Origin of the sequence: Streptomyces sp. NBC_00569 (assembly GCF_036345255.1) — a bacterium.
Lineage (GTDB): Bacteria > Actinomycetota > Actinomycetes > Streptomycetales > Streptomycetaceae > Streptomyces.
In genome coordinates this window covers 8,391,016-8,409,553 of sequence record NZ_CP107783.1, presented here as the reverse complement: position 1 = coordinate 8,409,553, position 18,538 = coordinate 8,391,016, and the positions used below count along the sequence as shown (strand labels likewise).

At 68.2% G+C, this 18,538-nt stretch carries 15 protein-coding genes and 2 pseudogenes; 6 read left to right on the top strand and 11 right to left on the bottom strand.

Translation table 11 applies throughout. The annotated features are described in order from the left end of the window. Positions 1-45: 45 nt before the first annotated feature. Positions 46-1,530: an NAD-dependent succinate-semialdehyde dehydrogenase gene (locus tag OHO83_RS37845; RefSeq protein ID WP_330280461.1), complete on the bottom strand. Its 1,485-nt coding sequence runs from the start codon at positions 1,528-1,530 to the stop codon at positions 46-48. A gap of 112 nt (positions 1,531-1,642) precedes the next feature. Here OHO83_RS37845 and OHO83_RS37840 point away from each other — a divergent pair, with 112 nt between their 5' ends. Next, positions 1,643-2,182, top strand: coding sequence for a MarR family winged helix-turn-helix transcriptional regulator (locus OHO83_RS37840; RefSeq protein WP_330280460.1), 540 nt, complete (start codon positions 1,643-1,645; stop codon positions 2,180-2,182). Positions 2,183-2,223: 41 nt separating this feature from the next. Here the strand turns inward: OHO83_RS37840 and OHO83_RS37835 are convergent, their stop codons facing one another. The 4 genes from OHO83_RS37835 to OHO83_RS37820 are packed head-to-tail and all read right to left on the bottom strand — an operon-like array spanning position 2,224 to position 6,770. Beyond that, positions 2,224-3,177: a fumarylacetoacetate hydrolase family protein gene (locus OHO83_RS37835; protein ID WP_326777011.1), complete on the bottom strand. Its 954-nt coding sequence runs from the start codon at positions 3,175-3,177 to the stop codon at positions 2,224-2,226. Further along, the gene (locus OHO83_RS37830; RefSeq protein ID WP_330280459.1) at positions 3,174-5,135 is read right to left on the bottom strand and encodes an acetoacetate--CoA ligase; all 1,962 of its coding nucleotides are present in this window, start codon (positions 5,133-5,135) and stop codon (positions 3,174-3,176) included. The genes OHO83_RS37835 and OHO83_RS37830 overlap by 4 nt, the downstream gene beginning before the upstream one ends. Further along, entirely contained in the window at positions 5,132-5,719 is a 588-nt protein-coding gene (locus OHO83_RS37825) for a cupin domain-containing protein (RefSeq protein ID WP_266667730.1), read from the bottom strand. The genes OHO83_RS37830 and OHO83_RS37825 overlap by 4 nt, the downstream gene beginning before the upstream one ends. A gap of 31 nt (positions 5,720-5,750) precedes the next feature. After that, entirely contained in the window at positions 5,751-6,770 is a 1,020-nt protein-coding gene (locus OHO83_RS37820) for a fumarylacetoacetate hydrolase family protein (RefSeq protein ID WP_266667732.1), read from the bottom strand. Between the two features lie 112 nt (positions 6,771-6,882). Between OHO83_RS37820 and OHO83_RS37815 the strand changes: the two genes are divergently transcribed. After that, positions 6,883-7,482 (top strand): TetR/AcrR family transcriptional regulator, encoded by a 600-nt coding sequence (locus tag OHO83_RS37815; protein ID WP_266667734.1) that lies wholly within the window; start codon positions 6,883-6,885, stop codon positions 7,480-7,482. A 21-nt stretch (positions 7,483-7,503) separates the two neighbouring features. Here OHO83_RS37815 and OHO83_RS37810 read toward each other — a convergent pair whose 3' ends face one another. The 4 genes from OHO83_RS37810 to OHO83_RS37795 form a co-directional block, all read right to left on the bottom strand. Further along, positions 7,504-8,460, bottom strand: coding sequence for a VOC family protein (locus OHO83_RS37810; RefSeq protein WP_330280458.1), 957 nt, complete (start codon positions 8,458-8,460; stop codon positions 7,504-7,506). 30 nt (positions 8,461-8,490) lie between these two features. Next, complete coding sequence (locus tag OHO83_RS37805; protein ID WP_266667738.1) at positions 8,491-10,026, bottom strand: bifunctional 3-(3-hydroxy-phenyl)propionate/3-hydroxycinnamic acid hydroxylase; 1,536 nt, start codon at positions 10,024-10,026, stop codon at positions 8,491-8,493. Between the two features lie 74 nt (positions 10,027-10,100). Continuing rightward, positions 10,101-10,529: a hotdog fold thioesterase gene (locus OHO83_RS37800; protein WP_326777009.1), complete on the bottom strand. Its 429-nt coding sequence runs from the start codon at positions 10,527-10,529 to the stop codon at positions 10,101-10,103. After that, positions 10,526-11,389 carry an ABC transporter substrate-binding protein gene (locus OHO83_RS37795; protein WP_266667742.1) on the bottom strand — a complete coding sequence of 288 codons (864 nt, stop codon included), beginning with the start codon at positions 11,387-11,389 and terminating at the stop codon, positions 10,526-10,528. Before OHO83_RS37795 ends, OHO83_RS37800 begins: the two co-directional genes overlap by 4 nt. A 321-nt stretch (positions 11,390-11,710) precedes the next feature. Between OHO83_RS37795 and OHO83_RS37790 the strand changes: the two genes are divergently transcribed. The 3 genes and pseudogenes from OHO83_RS37790 to OHO83_RS37780 all read left to right on the top strand — a co-directional run bounded on the left by OHO83_RS37790 (position 11,711) and on the right by OHO83_RS37780 (position 15,973). Next, the gene (locus OHO83_RS37790) at positions 11,711-12,934 is read left to right on the top strand and encodes an acetyl-CoA C-acetyltransferase (RefSeq protein WP_326777007.1); all 1,224 of its coding nucleotides are present in this window, start codon (positions 11,711-11,713) and stop codon (positions 12,932-12,934) included. A 612-nt stretch (positions 12,935-13,546) separates the two neighbouring features. Further along, positions 13,547-15,115, top strand: a pseudogene (locus OHO83_RS37785) (MFS transporter); the annotation flags it as partial. 102 nt (positions 15,116-15,217) lie between these two features. Further along, entirely contained in the window at positions 15,218-15,973 is a 756-nt protein-coding gene (locus OHO83_RS37780; RefSeq protein WP_266676156.1) for an MSCRAMM family protein, read from the top strand. Between the two features lie 224 nt (positions 15,974-16,197). On the opposite strand, the gene OHO83_RS37775 is transcribed toward OHO83_RS37780, so the two are convergent. Next, entirely contained in the window at positions 16,198-16,698 is a 501-nt protein-coding gene (locus OHO83_RS37775) for a MarR family winged helix-turn-helix transcriptional regulator (protein ID WP_405602456.1), read from the bottom strand. A gap of 175 nt (positions 16,699-16,873) precedes the next feature. Continuing rightward, positions 16,874-17,683 (bottom strand): transposase family protein, encoded by an 810-nt coding sequence (locus tag OHO83_RS37770; RefSeq protein ID WP_330280832.1) that lies wholly within the window; start codon positions 17,681-17,683, stop codon positions 16,874-16,876. A 103-nt stretch (positions 17,684-17,786) separates the two neighbouring features. On the opposite strand from OHO83_RS37770, the pseudogene OHO83_RS37765 reads away from it, so the two are divergent. Next, positions 17,787-18,113, top strand: a pseudogene (locus tag OHO83_RS37765) (AAA family ATPase); the annotation flags it as partial. Positions 18,114-18,538: the final 425 nt, after the last annotated feature.

The window sequence follows — 18,538 nt, the reverse complement described above, 5'->3', positions numbered from 1 at the left end:
GGTGCTTTTGTACAGGTGCTCTTGTACGGGTGGTGACCGTGGGGTCTACCGGGCGCCGGCGCCTTCCCAGGAGAGGTACTTCATCTCCAGGTACTCGTCGATGCCGTGGACCGAGCCCTCGCGCCCGAGGCCGGACTGCTTGACGCCGCCGAAGGGGGCGACCTCGTTGGAGATCAGCCCTGAGTTGATGCCGACCATGCCGGCCTCGAGAGCGGCGGACACTCGCCAGATCCGCTCCGCGTCACGGCTGTAGAGGTAGGCGGCGAGCCCGTACTCGGTGTCGTTCGCCCTGCGGACCGCCTCCGCCTCGTCCTCGAACCGGATGAGCGGCGTGACCGGTCCGAACGTCTCCTCCCGCGTGATCTTCATGTCGGCGGTGACATCCGCGAGGACCGTCGGCTGGAAGAAGAATCCCCCGCGGTCGTGGCTCGTCCCACCACACAGGACACGCGCACCGTGACGGGTGGCGTCCGTGATGTGGTCCTGGACCTTGTCGACAGCGGCGGCATCGATGAGCGGCCCCTGCTCCACCGCGGGGTCGAAGCCGTCCCCGACGGTCAACCGGGCCACGCGCCGGGCGAGTTCGTCCGCGAAGCGGTCGTAGATGCCGGCCTGGACGTACACCCGGTTCGCGCTGATGCACGCCTGGCCGGTGTTGCGGTACTTGCTCGCCAGGACGCCTTCCACGGCCGCCTCCAGGTCGGCGTCGTCGAAGACGAGGACGGGCGCGTTGCCACCCAGTTCCATCGAGGCCTTCTTCACCGTCTCGGCGCACTGGGCCAGGAGGATCCTGCCCACCTCGGTCGAGCCGGTGAAACTGACCTTGCGGACTGTCGGGTTGCCGGTCAGTTCGGGGCCGATCTCCCGGGCGTCGCCCAGGACGATGTTGAGGACGCCCGCCGGGACCCCTGCGCGTTCGGCGAGTTCGGCCAGCGCCAGCGCGGTCAGCGGTGTCTCCGCAGCCGGCTTGACCACCATCGTGCATCCGGCGGCCAGGGCCGGTGCGGCCTTGCGCGTGATCATGGCCGCCGGGAAGTTCCACGGCGTGATGGCGACGCACACACCGACCGGTTCCTTCAGTACGACGACACGGCGTGACGGGTCGGGCGCGGGGAAGACGTCGCCGCGTACGCGCTTGGCCTCCTCGGCGAACCACTCGATGAACGAGGCCGCGTAGGCCACCTCACCGCGTGCTTCACTCAGAGGCTTGCCCTCCTCCAGGGTGATGAGGCGGGCCAGGTCCTCCGTGTGCTCCGTCACGAGGTCGAACCAACGGCGCAGGATCTGGGCACGCTGCTTGCCCGACCGGGCCCGCCAGTCCGGCAGCGCGCGGTCGGCGGCGGCTATCGTCTCGGCCACCTGGGCACGGTTCATGGCCGGCAGATCCGCGAGCGTCTCGCCCGTGGCGGGGTTGGTGACGGCGAATCGCCCGGACTCACCGTGGTCGACCCAGCCTCCGTCGACGTAGGCGGACTGGCACAGCAGTGACCCCTCAGTGAGGAGGTCTTCGGGAGCAATGGTCGTACTCATGGAACTGCCTCTTTCACAGGCGGGAATTGGGGGGTGGGCATCGGCGCCGGGCCGTCCTGGGGACGTGCCGGGCGGGCGAGGGCCGGAAGGCCGCGCCGCCTAGACTCCTGGGGTGAGCCACGAGAACCCGGACGCCGATAAGTTGCATTTCTGGTCGTTCATCGACCACGCGGTCAGCCGCACACACCGCGAGTTGCCCGCCGTGGATCCGCTGGCGATGCGGCTCGTGCTGACCTTCACGCGGGCCGCGAGCATGCTGGTCTACGACCTCGAATCCACCGTCCACCGTCCCCGCGGCTGGTCCTGGGCAGGTTTCCGGGTGGTGTTCGCGATCTGGCTGGCGGGACCTGTCGAGGCGAAGAAGGTCGCCGAGCTGTCCGGCATGAGCCGGGCGGCCGTCTCGGCGCTCATCGCGACACTGGAGCGCGACGGTCTGGTGACCAAGGAGCGCGCACCGTACGACGGGCGCGCGGTGCTCCTCAGCCTCACCGAGGGCGGCCGTGAGGCCATCACCACGGCGTACCAGGCGCACAACGAACGCGAACAGGAGTGGGTGGGAGCTCTCAGCGAGGACGAACAGCACACACTGATCGCCCTGTTGGAGAAGCTCACCGCCCACTCGCTCCAGTTCGAAGTCAAACAGCGATCGTAGGTGCCGGGTCCCACCACCGGCCGCATCGGTCATGACGGCCGCTACCAGCACACGGTGCGCTGTGTGCCGAGCCCGGTGATCTCGCTCTCCATCACGTCGCCCGCGCGCAGGAACCGCCCGTAATGCGAACCGTTGCCCTGCGGCGATCCGGTGATGACCATGTCGCCCGGTCGCAGCACGACGCGGTGGGAAATGTACGAGATGAGGGCCGCGACCCCGAAGATCATGTCGCTGGTGTTGCCCTTCTGCATGAGCTCGCCGTTGAGCCGCAGGGTGATGTCGAGGTTCTGCGGGTCGGGTACGAAACGGGCAGGGACGAGATAGGGGCCTGTGGGGTAGAAGCCGGGCTGGTTCTTGGCCCGCATCCAGTCCGTGCCCATCATCGGAATCTCGGGTCGGGGCACGAGGCTGCGCGTCGTCAGGTCGTTGCAGATGGTGTAGCCCGCGACGTGGCCGAGGGCTTCCTCCCGTCCGACCTCGCGGGCCTCGCGGCCGATGATGACACCCAGTTCGAGTTCCCAGTCATGGTTCTCGCCGAGGCTCGGCAGGATGACGTCGTCGTACGCGCCACTGATCGCGGACGGGACGCCGACCCACACGTACGGTTCACCGTGAGCGGCACGTTCGTCCATCTCGCGGGCCGCCTGCTCGCGCAGTTCCTCCTCGGTGGCGTCCGCCTTCCCCAGGCGGTGGGCCACGGTGATCTCGATGACGTGCTCGCGGTAGTTGGCGCCGGCGGCGAGGATCTGGCCCGGCGGCTGGACCGGGGCGAGCACGGTCAGCTCGCCGACCGGCCGCCCCTCGCCGACGGGCGCATCGGCCAGACTCTGCAACTTCTCCAGGCAGGTCTCCCAGTCGGCGAGCAACTGCGACGTCGAAACCGCCGTGGACACGGCGGCCCGGGTGTCGTACACCCTGCCGGCCACGACGATGCCCGGGAACGGCTGCGACGGTCCGGCGCTGAAGGTCCCCAGCGCGAAAGAGGTTCGGCTCATGATGTGATTCCTCGGGATTTTCTGTGGGTGCGGGCGAACTCCTCGTATTCCAAAAGCAGTTCGGGATCGTCGACCGCGCCCGAATCGACCACGTCCCGCAGTGCGGCGCCCTGGAGCAGACGCTTGACCGGCACCTCGATCTTCTTTCCGGTACGGGTGTGGGGGATCCCGCGCACCGCCACCACGTCATCCGGTACGTGGCGTGGGGACAGGCCCTCCCGGATCGCTTCCTTGATCCGCAGGGCCGCGCCCACCTGGTCGGCGCCGTCCTGAAGGGCGACGAACAGCGGCATGTAGTAGGCGTCCGGGCCCAGTTCGGCGCCGACGACCAGTGCCTCTCGGACCTCCGGCAGCGCCTCGACGACCTGGTAGATGTCCGCGGGGCCCATTCGCACCCCCTGCCGGTTGAGGGTGGAGTCCGAGCGGCCACGGATCACGCTGCTGCCGTCGGGGTCGAATTCGATGAAGTCCCCGTGCCGCCAGACCCCGTCGTACGTGGAGAAGTAGCTCTCCTGATAGCGCCGGCCGTCCACGTCGTTCCAGAACTTCAGGGGCATCGACGGCATCGGCTGGGTGACGACCAGCTCGCCCTGTTCTCCTACGACGGGGCGGCCGGCCTCGTCCCATGCCTCGACGGCGACTCCCAGGGCGGGGGCCTGGATGCGCCCAGTCCTGACGGGCAGGGTAGGGGCGCCTCCGACGAAGATCGAGCACACGTCTGTGCCGCCGCTCATGGAGGCGAGCCACACGGCGCCGAGCCGGTCGTACACCCACCGGAAGCCGTCGTCGGACAGGGGCGATCCGGTGACCTGCACCGTCCGCAAGGAACTCGCTTGCGGGGCCAGGTCCGCCTTGAGGCAAGCGTGCAGATAGCCGGCGCTGAGCCCGAGCGTGTCGACGTCATGCTCCTCGACGACCCGGAACACCCGTCCCAGGTCAGGGCGGACCGGGTTGCCATCGAGGAGGACGATCGTCGCGCCGACCGCGAGTCCGGAGACCAGCATGTTCCACACCACCCAGCTGGTGCTGGCGATGTTGAGATAACGGTCGCCCGCCCGCAGGTCGGAGTGGAGCCGCAGGACCTTGAGGTGTTCCAGGAGAACGCCGCCGTGGCCGTGCACGATGCCTTTCGGCGCTCCGGTGGTGCCGGAGGAGAACAGGACCCACAGCGGGTGGTCGAAAGGAACCTGGTCGAACTCCGGCTCGCCTCCCCGATCGACGACCTCACTCCACAGGGACACGGGCCGGTCCGCGGGCGGCACGCTGCCTGGGTGGAGGTGGTCGACCCAGAACACGTGCTCCACCGAAGGGAGTTGCTCGACCACGGCCAGCATCTCGTCAGCGCGCTCGTGCGTGCGGCCGCCGTAGTGATAGCCGTCCGTCAGCAGCAGGACCTTGGGCTCCAACTGCGCGAACCTGGACAGCACTCCGTCCGCGCCGAACTCCGGCGAGCAGACCGACCACACGGCCCCGACGGCGGCGCAGGCGAGGAGCCCCACGACCGCCTCGGCACGGTTGGGCAGGACGGCTGCCACCCGGTCGCCGTGTCCCACTCCGAGGCGGCGCAGCGCGGCCGAGACCGCGGCGACCTGCCCCCGGAGCTCGGACCGCGACAGCGAACGGGAGGCTCCGTCGTCGTCCACCACGACGATCGCCTCGTCCGGACAGCGGCGCAGGACGTGCTCGGCGTAGTTCACGGTGCGCCCGGGGAACCAGGCGCCCCCGGGCATCTCCGTCGGAGCCACCGGACCGGCCGGGACGCCGCCGAGGCGGACGTCCTCGAACGCGGCGACCGACTCCCAGAACCGGCCGGGATCCGCGACCGACCATCGCCACAGGTCCAGGTAGTCGGCCCCGCCGTCGTAGTCCTTCAACCCGCTTCGGTAGCGGGTCAGTTCACTGCCTTCGTGCCCGGCCCTGGTCGGCCGCCACAGAACGTCGTCATGCTCGGCGCTCATGAGACGACGGAGGCGGCGCTGCCGACGGGCAGAGCACCCATGAGGACGAACGCCATGCGGCAGGTGCGATCGCTGCGATTGGCCCAGGAGTGGTTGGTGCCGCGCTGGATGATCACGTCTCCGGTCCTGGCGAGGGTCTCCTCCTCATCTGTCAGCAGCCAGATCTCGCCCTCGAGGACGATCGCGTAGTCCAGGCTGTCGGTCCGGTGGAACCAGAAGTGGCGGTCGCCCTCGGTGTCCTGCGCGGCATCACGGGCGTGATCTCCCCCGATGTCACCGAAGAGGGAATCGGCGGCAGCGTCGCTGTAGGACTCGTCGGGCGGGAAGCTCGCGATCCTGAACACCGTCCCGCCGAGCTTCGGGGACATCGGAACCTCGGCCTCCGCCGGGGCGGGGTCGTTGTTGTCGTCGTTGCTGAGGTCACCGGGCTCGGTCTGCCACGGCACGATCGCGCCGAACCCTTCGACGTCCGTCGACACGAAGACGTTGGGGGTCGGACCGTCATTGACGATCGTCGAACGCCCCTTGGCGGTGTGCCCGGTGACGATGCGGCGTACCGGCTTGAGGACTTGCGCGCTGCTCATCTGGTGCTCCCGTGGTCTCATCAGGTCGTCGTCAGTTCTCTGGCGTGCCGAAGGGGTAGGGGCGGGCCTCGGGCCACCAGGGCGCCTTCTCCGGCTCCCTGCTCAGGCGGTTGCGCAGTACGCCGACGCCCTCCAGTTCGAGCTCGATCACGTCACCGGGCGAGAGCTTCTTGTCGATCTCCAGGCCGGCGCCGTAGGGCAGGGTCCCGGAGCCGATGAGGTCGCCGGGCTGCAGGTTGTCGCCGATGGAGACGTAGGCGAGCATTTCCTCGGGCGTGTAGATCATTCCCTCGGCGCGGGTCTCGCTCCACACCTCGCCGTTGACCCGGACGACGCCCTTGAGGCCCTCGGTCGAGGGCAGCTCGTCGACGGTGGTGATCCAGGGGCCGATGCCGTACGCGTAGTCCTTGCACTTCTGAGGGCCCATGCCCATGCCCATCTCGGGGCCCTGGACGTCGCGCGCACTGAAGTCGTTGAAGATGGTGACGCCGAAGAGCCGCGAGCGGGCCTCGTCGGGCGTCAGGTTGTGGCCGGCCGCGCCGACGATCAGGCCCATCTCCAGTTCGTAGTCGACGTATTCGGAGTAGGCGGGGTAGGGGATCTCCTGGTCGTGACCGAAGCTCACGCCGGTGGAGCCCTTGAAGTAGCCCGGGGTCTTGAACAGTTGGGGGTTGGGTAGTCCGCCGCCCACCTTCTCGTGGAAGTGCTTCATGTGCTCCGGGAAGGTCAGCCCGTCCCGGATGACGGGCGAGTCCACGGCGGCCACCCACTTCACGCTGTCGAGGGGCAGCGAGGCGTCATCGGCGGCCTGGTCCACCGCCCAGTGGGCGGCTTCGAGGAAGGCGGGGCCCGCGGCGATGGCAGCGGACATGCTCGAGGGGAAATGGGCCGCGGCGAGGCGCCGGGCCGCGTCCGGTGTCGCTCCCTGCGCCTGCCGGCCCAGGGCGTAGGCCCTGGCCAGGTCGACGACCCTGCCCTCATCCGGCAGGGCGGCGACCAGCCTGATCTGTTCGCCGTCGGGCGATGCAGCGGAAATACGACCGAGTTTCATGAGCTTCTCTCCCTTGCAGTTCGATACGTTTCGTATCGTTTGATGAATATGCGTCCACGTCAAGCCCTCTGGTGGGGCGACTGCGCGTACTGACGTGGGGTAATTTGAGCCTGTGGCTGTACGAAGCGAATCGAGTCGCCGAGCAATCCTCGACGCGACCATGGACCTGCTCGTCCGTGATGGCCGACGCGCCATCACGGTGCAGAAGCTGACCATGGAGGCGATCGCCAAGCGGGCCAAGGTCAGCAAGGCGACGATCTACCGGTGGTGGCCCAGCAAGGGCGCCGTCGTCATCGACGCCTTCATGGAGAACCATCTGGCCAGCACCCGCATCCCCGAAGGGGTGCCGGTACGAGAGGCGCTCCTGGCACACCTCAAGGCGCTCATCTCTCGCTATGCCGGACCGCAGGGCAAGCTGGTCTCGCAGATCATCGCCGAGGGGCAGTACGACCCCGACATCCTGGCCAACTTCCGTTCGCGGTTCTGGAATGAACGCGCGGCGGCGACCGAGAAGTTGATGCGGCGAGGCATCGACGAGGGCACCTTCCGGTCCGACCTCGACCCGAGCGCTGCAGCCCAACTGTTCTACGCACCGGTCTACTTCCACCTCCTCTTCGGAACCAGCCCGCTCGACGACGCACTTGCCGAACAACTCGTCGACCTGGGGATCCAGGGCCTCGCCGCGCATCCGCCCCAGGACGGCGCGACCTGAGGCTCCGCCTCGGCGGTCAGGTCATACGGGGGGTGGGGTGAACAGGCCGCGGTCGGGATCGTTGAACATCTCCCGGGACACGAAATCGTTCATCGGGTTCGAGGTACCCCACTGATCCGACGTCTCCGGATCGTCCGTGGAATACAGGTGCGGATGCCAGGAGTCCTCGTCCAGCGTCTCCAGCTCCGTCGTGTACTCCATCGTGTTCCCGTTCGGGTCATGGAAGTACGTGAACGTGTTGTCCCCCGCCCGGTGCCGGCCCGGACCCCACACCTTGTGCACACCGTCCCGCATCAGCCGGCCACTGCCCCGCATGTACTCATCCAGCCCACGCATCTCGAACGACGCATGATGCAACGACACATGCGGACACCGCGCGATCGCCATCGAGTGATGCTGCGGATTGCACCGCATGAACCACATGATCCCGCCCAGCTCCGGATGCACATTCGTATCCGTCAGCCGGAAATCCAGATACTTCTCATAAAACGCCTGCAGCTTCTCCGGCTCCGGCGAGTTCAACACCACATGCGACAGCCGCACCGGAATGTCCTCACGCTCCTCGATCCGCCGATGCCTGCGCGCCGCCACCTCCGTCGACACCTCGATCGTGCGGCCCTCCACATCGAAGAACCGGAAACCGTAACCACCCCCCGGCGTCTGCAACTCATCCGGCTCCCCCACCAACCGCACACCCCCGCGGGCCAGCCGCACCGCGAGCGCGTCCACCGTCTCCCGGTCCGCAGCCCCGTAGGACACCAGGTCCAGCCGCTTGTCCTGCGCCCGACGCACCCGGATCACATACTGCTCCGGCGAACCCTCCGCCGCGAAATACGTGACATCACCATCCGACCCCGCCTTGACCAACCCCCACTTCTCCTCATAGAAAGCCACCTGCTTCTCATAGTCCTGCACCGCGATATCCACATGCCGCAAATGCGTGATCGGACTCACCGAACTGATCGGACTCTCAGACATGACGAACTCCAGAAGTAGCGGTGGAAGGGATCAGCTGGGCGCTACGGCCGCATCCCCTTGCGGAGATGCCTCGCCGCAGGATTCTTGAGCCCCCGCCAGGGGCAGGAGCCTGACCAGCTCTTCGAGTGCGGCCGGCGTCTGCGCCGTGCCCAGCACGTAGCGGTCGGGGCGCACCAGAACAGCCGACGCCTCGAGCGACGCGAGCAGCGCGCTCACATGCTGGGGCGAGCTGAGGACCGTGACCTCGGGCTCGTCCTCCAGCGCGGTACGCACGAACTCGGGCAGTTCCGCCAGGAGTTGAGGCGACGCAGCCAACAGGAACCGGCGCCCGACGAGATCATCGAGACGGGTCCCGTCCGACAGGATCGGCTGCGCGGATATCAGACCGCCGTGCCGGTCGGCCGGGCCGGTGTGAAGTCCCGGCCCGAGAGCGGGCGCCGCCGGGTACGAGTCCTCCGGGTGGGCGCGAATGTAGGCGTCACGTTGCGCCGCGACCTCCGGATCGGTGGTCTGGATGAGGGTGGCCATCGTGGCCGCCTTGTGGACCCAGTACCTGGCGTGCTCCCTGCGTTCGGACTCGTAGGTGTCGAGCAGCGACGGCCTGGCCCTCCCGAGCGCGACGAGCCGGAGCTTCCACACCAGGTTGGCCACGTCCCGCAGTCCGGCGCACAGGCCCATGCCGAACATGGGAGGCGCCTGGTGCGCGGCGTCGCCCGCGAGGAACACGTTGCCGACCCGCCATGAGGCGGCGACGCGTGCGCGGAACGTGTAGACGGCCACGCGTTCGGGGTCGAAGGTCCGCGGCGTGAGGACGCCCTGACTGATGCGGGCCAGGCCCTCCGCAGTGGCGATCTCCTGCGGATCGTCGCCGGGCAGGACCTTGAACTCCATACGGGCCCGGTCTCCGGGAAGCCTGATCCACAGCGCGGGCCGGGTGTGGCGGCCGAGGAACACCATGTCCCCCTTGATGCCGTCCGTATCGTGCAGGCGTCCGTCGGCGACGAGCCACGGATCATCGGTCCCGAGGTTCTCCGTGGGGATGTCGAGCAGGCGCCGGACGGTCGAGGTGGCACCGTCGCAGGCGATCACCCAGCGGGCCGTGAGCGTCTGCGTTGCTCCCTCGGGAGTCCGCACCTGACATCGCACGACGTCATCGCCCTGCACGACCTCCATCAAGGTTGTGCCCAGGCGGAGTTCGACACTCGGGAGCCGGTCGACCTCCGCGCGCAGCAGCGCATCGATCTCGGGCTGGTGAAACAGATTCTCGCCGTGCCAGGACTGCGGTCCCCACTCCCCCGTGGGCTGAGCGATCAGGGTTTCGCCGGCTTCGTTCTCCATGCGGTAGTCGCACATCGGCTTGGTCAGAGCCGCGATCTCCGCTCCCCGCCCCATGGCCTGGAAGGACCGCATGGCTTCGGCGTCGAAGTGCACGGCGCGCGCCTGCTGCCACAGTTCGGGCTCTCGCTCGACTCCCAGGGCGCGGACACCGGCGTGCCCCAGTTGCGCCAGGGCCATCGCCCCGACGGGTCCGCCACCGATGACAACCACTTCGTAGTCCTGTGACACCACAACTCCCTCTGCGGCTCTGGTACTTGGGGGTACCGTTACGACTTGTCCACTCGTGCGCGTACAGCGCGCGTCTATCCGCCCGGGCGCCCGCGATCGTCCTTGAGCTGCGCACCGCGTCCACGAAACTCAGCGATGATCTCCTCGCCGCGCCGCACCGTGACGTCACAGACCAACGAGCGGCCGCGCCGGGCGCGGGTCACCGCCTCGGCGACCAGCACGTCACCGAGCGACCCGGGACGCAGGTAGGTGACGTCCGCGCTCGCGGTGACGACCGGCGGTCCGTAGCTGTTGACCGCACAGGCGAACGTGGTGTCGGCCAGCGAGAACACCAGTCCGCCGTGCACGATCGCGTGCCCGTTCACCATGTCGGGCCGTACGCGCATCGTGGCCCGCGACTGCCCGTCTTTCGCGAACTCCACCTGGATTCCAAGTAGTTCGCAGGTGTGGTCGCCCTCCAGCATGGTGCGCACGCTCTGCGCCACCGGGAGTTCTTCCGTCATGACCGCAGCCCCAGACCGAGGGGGCGACCGTCATACAGCTCATCGATCCGCACCGGGTCGGGCAGCATGCCGAGCTCGTCCCGCATCGACACGATCCGCGCCAGTCCGGCGCGCTCGGGAGCCAGGGACACCGGCCGCGTCCGCAGCGCGGCTCGCGCCGACGCCGCCACGTACCCGCCGCGGGTCAGCACGTCCAGAGCCTCATGCGGCGGAGCGCCGTGCAACCAGACGCGCGCCGCCTCCAGGGCCCTGAGGTAGCGGACGAGCCCTTCGCTCTCCCGCAAAGCCCTGGCTCCGGCCACGATGCCCTGCCCCGGAAAGTCCCGCACCTGATCCGCCACGGACAACAGCGCCACATGACCTTCCCGCAGGGCCAGTTCATCCAGTGGCGGGCCCAGCAACGTCGCATCGATGCTGCCGGCACGCAGCGCCTCGAAGCGCTCCCGCACCCCGCCCACGGGCACGAACTCGCACTCCTGGAGCGCCAGACCGTGCTCCACCAGCAGGTGCCGCAGGACCACCGCGAAACCATTGGCCAGCGCGTCCACGCCAAGCTTCCTGCCCCGCAGATCCTCGACCGTGCCCACCGAGGCGTTGGCGGTGAGCAGCAGGGGCGTCGTCGTCTCGACCTGGGCCACGATCCGGAGATCCCCTCCGGCCGCGTTCCACACCACGAGGTTGTCCATGGCCGTGACACCGACGTCGACATTCCCGCTCAGCAACCGATCCCGCTGATCCAGCGACGACTGGATCGACACGGTCTCGACCTCGACACCGGCCTCGGTGAAGAACTCCAGCTCCTCAGCGACGACGCACACGGGAGGCCGGACAAACACCGCCTGTCGAAAGCACACCGTCATTGGGGCGCTCCTTGTCTCCATGAGATGCGCTCACACTAGGCCGTTCGAAACGGAACGTCTAGGATCAATGCAAAAGAGATTTCACCTGTACGCAACATGCCGGCAGGGCGCGACCGATCAGCCAGGACACCCTTTGACCTGGTGAAATGTGCACCACAAGAGGCGCCCAGTGCACGGATACGCCGCCTTCACGACCGCCCACCGCGCCCACAAGGCCAGCAATCATTCAATACGTTCCGTTTAGCATCGAACGCGTGCGAGGCACGCCTTGTGCCACGACGCCCCGCACGCCGCCATCCCTCACCCCGAGAGGTGCCACACATGCCTGAAGCCGTCGTTGTCGCTGCCGCCCGAACCCCGATCGGGCGCGCGTTCAAGGGCTCCCTCAAGGAGGTGCGCCCGGACGATCTGGCCGCGGCCGCCATTCGCGCGACCCTCGACCAGGTACCCGCCCTGGATCCGACACAGATCGACGACCTGCACCTCGGCTGCGCCGAGCCCAGCGGGGAGCACGGCGGAAACATGGCTCGCCGTGTGGCCGTACAGCTGGGCCTAGACGAGGTGCCCGGCACCACGGTCAACCGGTTCTGCTCATCGTCGCTGCAGACCGCGCGCATGGCCTTTCACGCCATCAAGGCCGGAGAAGGTCACGCGTTCATCAGCGCCGGAGTCGAGTGCGTATCCCGGTACCAGCGGTTCGGAGCGGCCGGCGCGGACTCCGACGACGTACTGAACCCGGCCTTCGACCAGGCGCGAGCGCGCACCGCGAACGACGCCCTGAGCAACCAACGTTGGACCAACCCCCGAGCCGACGGTCAACTGCCCGACATCTACCTGGCCATGGGGCAGACCGCCGAAAACGTAGGTGGCTTGCGTCAAGTAGGCCGCCGGGAGCAGGACGACTACGCCGTGCGCAGCCAGCAGTTGGCCGCCCAGGCCGCCAACTCCGGCTTCTTCGCACGGGAGATCACCCCCGTGCGACTGCCGGACGGAACGATGATGGTGAGCGACGACAGCCCCCGCCCGGGCACAACGATCGAAGCCCTCGCCCAACTCAAGCCGGCCTTCCGACCTGGCGGAACGGTGACCGCGGGCAACTCCTGCCCCCTCAACGACGGCGCCGCCGCAGTGATCATCATGAGCGACATCCGGGCACGCGAACTGGGCATCACCCCCCTGGCGCGGATCGTGGCCACCGGCGTCTCGGGGCTCTCCCCCGAGATCATGGGCCTGGGCCCTGTCGAAGCCACCCGCCGAGCCCTCACCCACGCCGGTCTCTCCATCGGGGACATCGACCTGTTCGAGATGAACGAGGCGTTCGCCGCCCAAGTCATCGCCTCCCAGCGCGAGCTGCGTATCCCGGTGGAACGGCTCAATGTGCACGGCGGGGCCATTGCGCTGGGACATCCGTTCGGCGCCACTGGCGCGCGCATCATGACCACCCTGATCAACGGGCTGCGAACACGCGACGCGCAGTGGGGCGTGGAGACCATGTGCGTCGGGGGTGGCCAGGGCATGGCCATGGTGCTGGAACGCCTCAGCTGACCACTCCGCACCGATCCGGGGCTATCGGCCGCCAGCCGGGCGGCCCCGGGCTGGTGCACCCCGCCCGCCCCATTACCCATGTTGACATAGCTATCTTCATATATGTACTGTCGATGCCGTGTGGGTAAGCAGCAGGGCTCCTAGGAGCCGAAGCATCGACCGCGCGGCCGGAGGCCTCGCGGCGTCGCTGCCCACGCCCCAGTCGGCCGATGCGCCACTGATGACACTGCCGGGCCTCAACGCCCTCATCACCCGCCTCAGCGAAGTTGGCATTTTTCAGCAGCTCGAGGGCCACGAGGCTCACTCCGACAGGCGTGACGCTTACCTCCGCGCCCTAGTCGCGGCGCACCAGCGCATCAATCTCACCCAGAGCGTCGCGGCACAGCGGATCTCCATGGCCCTGTGCCCCCGCACCGACGGCAACCGCGATGCCCTCGGCTCAGCACTCTGTGCACTCTCGGGTTCCACCCGTCGGCTCCGCGTCCGCGCCGCCTGACCGGTCTCGACCCCGTACGCCCGCTGCCCTTGCCGCCGTTGCGGCGGAGCCGGACGTGCTCCCCCACATGACCGCGCGCTGCTGAGCGCGCCGAACGTCCTGAGGATTCCTCACCCATGTCTGTCACCGCCGCCCCCGCGGCGTCCCCGTCGGCAAGCGCGCGCCACGGACGGCGCGCCAACCCATGGCTGACGCTGATCGCCGTCGCCTTCGGCCTGTTCATGGTCGGTCTCGACGGCTCCGTCGTCTCGATCGCCAACTCGGAGATCGCCCGTGACCTGAGTGCCTCCACTGCCGAACTGCAGTGGGTCACCAACTCCTACCTGCTCGCCCTCGCCGCGACGCTCATCCTCGGCGGCAAGCTCGGTGACCGCTTCGGCCGCCGCACCCTCTATCTCGTCGGCGTTGCCGGATTCACTCTCGCGTCCGTCGCCATCGGTCTCGTCGGCTCGATCGAGGGTGTCATCGCCTTCCGCGCCGTACAAGGCCTCTTCGGCGCGATGCTCATGCCCAACACCCTCGCCCTGCTGCGCGCCGTCTTCCCGCCGAAGAAGTTCGGCATGGCGGTCGGCATCTGGGCAATGATCTCGTCCGTCTCCACGGCACTCGGCCCGATCGTCGGCGGACTCCTCGTCGAGCACGTCAACTGGGAGTCGGTCTTCTACATCAACGCCCCCATCGGCGTCATCGCCTTCGTCTTCAGCATCCTGGTACTCCCCCAGTCCAAGAACGAGGCAGCGGCGAGCGAGAAGTTCGACGCGCCCGGCGTCGTACTCCTTGCGCTCGGACTGCTCGCCGTCGTCTTCGGCGTCGTCAAGGGCGAGACCTGGGGCTGGACTTCGGCCGGCACGCTCGGCTCGATCATCGCTGGACTCGTCGTCCTGGTCCTGTTCGGCTGGTACGAGACCCGGATCAAGCACCCGCTCCTGCCGATGCGCCTGTTCCGCAACCCAGCCCTGACCGTCGGCACGATCGTGACCGCGCTGAACTTCTTCATCATGCTCGGCGTGATCTTCTTCGTCATGCTGTACATGCAGAACGTGCGCGGCTACTCCCCCGTCGAGTCCGGGGTGCGCACCCTGCCTCTCAGCCTCGTCTCCATGGTGGCCGCGCCGCTCGGCGCCAAGCTCACCGAGAAGTACGGTCCGCGGCTGTCCATGCCGCTCGGCATGGTGCTCCAAGCGGGCGCCGCGTTCGCCATGCTCTCGTGGAGCGCCGACTCGTCGTACACCACGATGTGGCTGCCGTTCGTCGCGCTCGGCCTGGGCAGCGGCATGGTGATGTCCGCGTCCTCCGACGCGATCGTCGGTAACGCTCCAGTCAGGGACGGAGGCGTCGCCGGTGGCCTGCAGGCCACCTCCCTGCAGATCGGTGGAGCGCTGGGTACGTCGGTACTCGTTTCACTCATCAGCAGCCGCGTCGGCTCCACGCTCAACGATGAGCTGACCGGCGCGGGCGTGCCCGGATCGGTGGCCACACGGCTCGAAGAGGCGAAGGACGCTGTCTCGATGGGCGTCGCCCCAGTCAGCAACGCGATGCCCGCGCAGCTCAAGGCCGCCGTGACAGAAGGCAGCCAGGCCGCGTTCATGAACGGTGTCCACACCGCCGTCGTCGTCACAGGCATCCTGGCACTCATCGGCGCCGCCCTCGCCGCACTCGGCATCCGCACCAAGGCCGGCGGCCATACCGAACCGGACCCGGCCGACGCCCCCGCGGCTCAGCCGCCCGTCACGGCCACCCCGGCAGCTCCGGCCCACACCCGGACCGAGGCCCTGCCCTCCGGCGGCATGACGATCAGCGGCCACGTCAGAGGAGCCGAATCCGCCCCCGTGCCCCACGCCTCCCTGACCCTCATCTCGCTGGACGGGCGGCAGTCGGGCCGCGCGGTGGCCCACCCGGACGGCTCCTACGAAATCGCCGCGTCGGCCGCGGACAGCTACGTACTGATCGCCGCGGCCGACGGTTACCGGCCCCAGGCCTCCAGCGTCGTGGTGGGCGAGGCACCGGTCGCGTACGACGTCCTGCTCTCCGGCACCAGCGGCTTGATCGGCACGGTCCGGTCCGCGGAGAGCAAGGAGCCTGTCGACAGCGCCATGGTCGTCGCGGCCGATGTACGCGGCGACGTGCTGGCGGCCGAGCTCACCGACGCGGACGGCACCTTCGCCTTCACCGAGATGACACCCGGGTCGCTGACCCTCGCGGTCACCGCCACCGGGTACCGGCCGCTGGCCCTGCCCGTCGAAGTCGCCCCGCAGGGCGTCACCAGGACCGAGATCGAGCTGCCAGCGGGGGCGCAAGTGAGCGGCGTGGTAACGGCAGTCGGCCGGCCGCTGGCCGATGCCCGGGTCACGCTCGTCGATGCCGCAGGCAACGTGGTCGCCGCCTCGGCCACCGGCGAAGACGGCGCGTACGCCTTCTCCGACCTGGACGGTGGCAGCTACACGGTCTTCGCGACCGGCTACCCGCCGAAGGCCAGGGACCTGTCCGTCCGGGGCAGCTCCATCGACGGCCACGACATCGAACTCGCCCACCCCGGCGAGTGACAAGGCCCGGGCCGGACGCGATTGAGGACACGTCCGGCCCGGCACCAAAACCCCGGGCCGGTGGTCGGGAACGGCAGGGACGGCCGTCCGATACCGGCCCGGGGTTCGGCATCTCCGGGAATTCATACGCAGCCGCGCGCCCACGGCAAAGATCCGCAGACCGACGCGGTGCAGCGCGTGAGCGGTACGCCCTGAAAACAGGGTGCGGCATCCCTGAACGTGCGTCAGTGCGTGTCGGGGTGAAGGCGCTCGTTCAGGGCATGCAGTGCGGTCAACGCCGAGTCGAGAGCCTCCAGTTCGTCCTCGGTCATGCTCCGCAGCGCCCGTCTGAGCAGGCTGCTCATCAGGTGCTGGACCTCGGCGAGCTGCTGCCGCGAGGCCGATGTGAGGTGCAGGTGCGCAACGCGCTTGTCGGCAGAGTCCTGTCGGCGTTCCAGCAGACCCTGCTCGGTCAGCTGCGTCACCATTGCGCTCACGTTGTTGGGCTTCATCAGCAGTGCGTCTGCCGCCCTCCGCACCGTGACCCCGTCATTGGCCTCAACGTGACGGAGCAGCGCAATCTGCGCCTCGGGCGGTTTGGGGTGTTCGAAGTCCGGGCCGATCTGCCGTTCCATGGCCCGAGCCAGCGCGGGCAGACACACGACTAGCTCGTCAGCTACGTGGTTGACGTCCTGAACGGATGCTCTGGGCTGGCTCACAGTCCGAAAACGTATGCGGCTGAACATAGCTATGTCAATATATCTACCTTCTACGCCCATATCTACTAATGACGCAGCCGAGAAGCCGAGCCGACCGACGACACGCAAGTTCGTCAGGCTGGGGCGCCACGAACCCGGTTCACGCCCCGACACATGTGCACATGCGCGAACCAGCAGGTCACTGAGGTCTTCTCTATGAAGATCACTTCCAACGCTGGTTGAGGACGAGCGCGGCGCGGGTGATGTCGCCGATGCGGCAGGGGCTGAGTGTGACGCGCTTGAGCGCACGCCAGGGTTCCTTGAGCTCGGCGGCGGCACGTTCCCCCAGGGCTCGGACGTGCCTGATCAGGGCGTTCGCCATCCGGATGTCGATGTGGAGGGCTTGCTCGGAGCGGCCCTTCGGGCGGCGGACGGGGATGCGTATGCCGATGCCCGCCCCGATGTAGCCCTTGTCCGCCAGGGTCGGCAGGCCCTGGGCAGCCGCCTTGTAGAGCGCAGGCAGGACGTGGATCCGGGCCGCGGTGATGTCAGGCGTCGATCCGGGCTCAACCTCGCAGACCCACAGCGGAGTGCCGTCCGGGGCGGAGAGGAACTGCACGTTGCCGCCGAACACCTTGTGCTTCTGGCTGAACCAGAGGTCGTTGCCGTTCTCGCGCTCCCCGGAGACGCGGTCTGACTCGATCAGGGTGCCGTCCAGAATCACGTGCGTCATTCCCTCCTCCTGGCAGCGTGTCAGGACGTCGTGCAGGTCGGGGGTCTGGTCGGCAAGGACGTCGATGCCCTCGTGCAGGTAGCGGTAGCCGGTGGCCTGCGAGATCCCGGCGTCTCGCGCCAGGCAGTGCACGCAGCCGCGTTCCCGGAACCAGCGCAACACCAACACGGCCTGTCGGAACGGCCCGAGCGCCCGCGAGCCGTGCGGAGTGCCGATCAGGCGGCGGTGCGCGGCCAGCAGACGGGCGAGGTGGTCCACGACGTGGCGGGGGACATCGAGCGTGGCAACATAGGTGACCAACGTGAAGCCTCTGGTGGTTACGGACATGATCTTGTGGTGAGACCTGTCCTACCAGGGGCTTCACGGCAGTTCGGACTCAGGTGCACCATGACGGGGGCCAACAGTGCAGGAGCTCAGTTCCGCAGTAGTGCTCGTCACCGGAGTCATGGCGTCAGGGAAGTCCACCGTCGCCCAGTTGCTGGCCGAGCGGCTCCCACGCTCCGTGCACCTGCGCGGTGACAGCTTCCGGCGGATGATCGTGTCCGGTCGCGACGAGTTCACGCCTCAGCCGACCGCAGAGGGAAGGGCTCAGCTGCGGCTGCGCTACCAGGCATCCGCTGCGGTCGCAGACCTGTACGCGCAGGCGGGATGGACCGTCGTCGTCCAAGACGTTGTTCTCGGCGAGCACCTGGACACCTACCTTGACGCCGGGACGGCGAGGCCCCTCTATCGGGACACACCCCGCTAGCCCGGCACCGACAACGCACCGTCCCCGGCCAGCAGTCGACATTGTGACAACTAGACACTTCGGTCAGGCGAATCATGAGTCAGACCCCGGACCCGGGACAGCACCCGCCCATCCTCCCGGCACGGCTGCTGCGGTAAGGGAGCATTCCCGAAACTCGTGCTTCGCACGGAAACCACCGTTCAGGCAGATCCATGACTGACCGAACAACGGAAACCGGTCTGGGATCAGACTCCTCGCCCACCCGTGACCGGCATCAACGGACGGCCGAGCGCGGAACGATCAGATTTCCCGGACCGGAACGCCGACGCCGGTCGGCCGTGCGCTACTTGCGGATGAGGCGGCAGCCATGGTCGAGGCGCTACTTCCGGACAGGCCAGGGCCCGCAGACTACGTAAACGTGCTGTGCG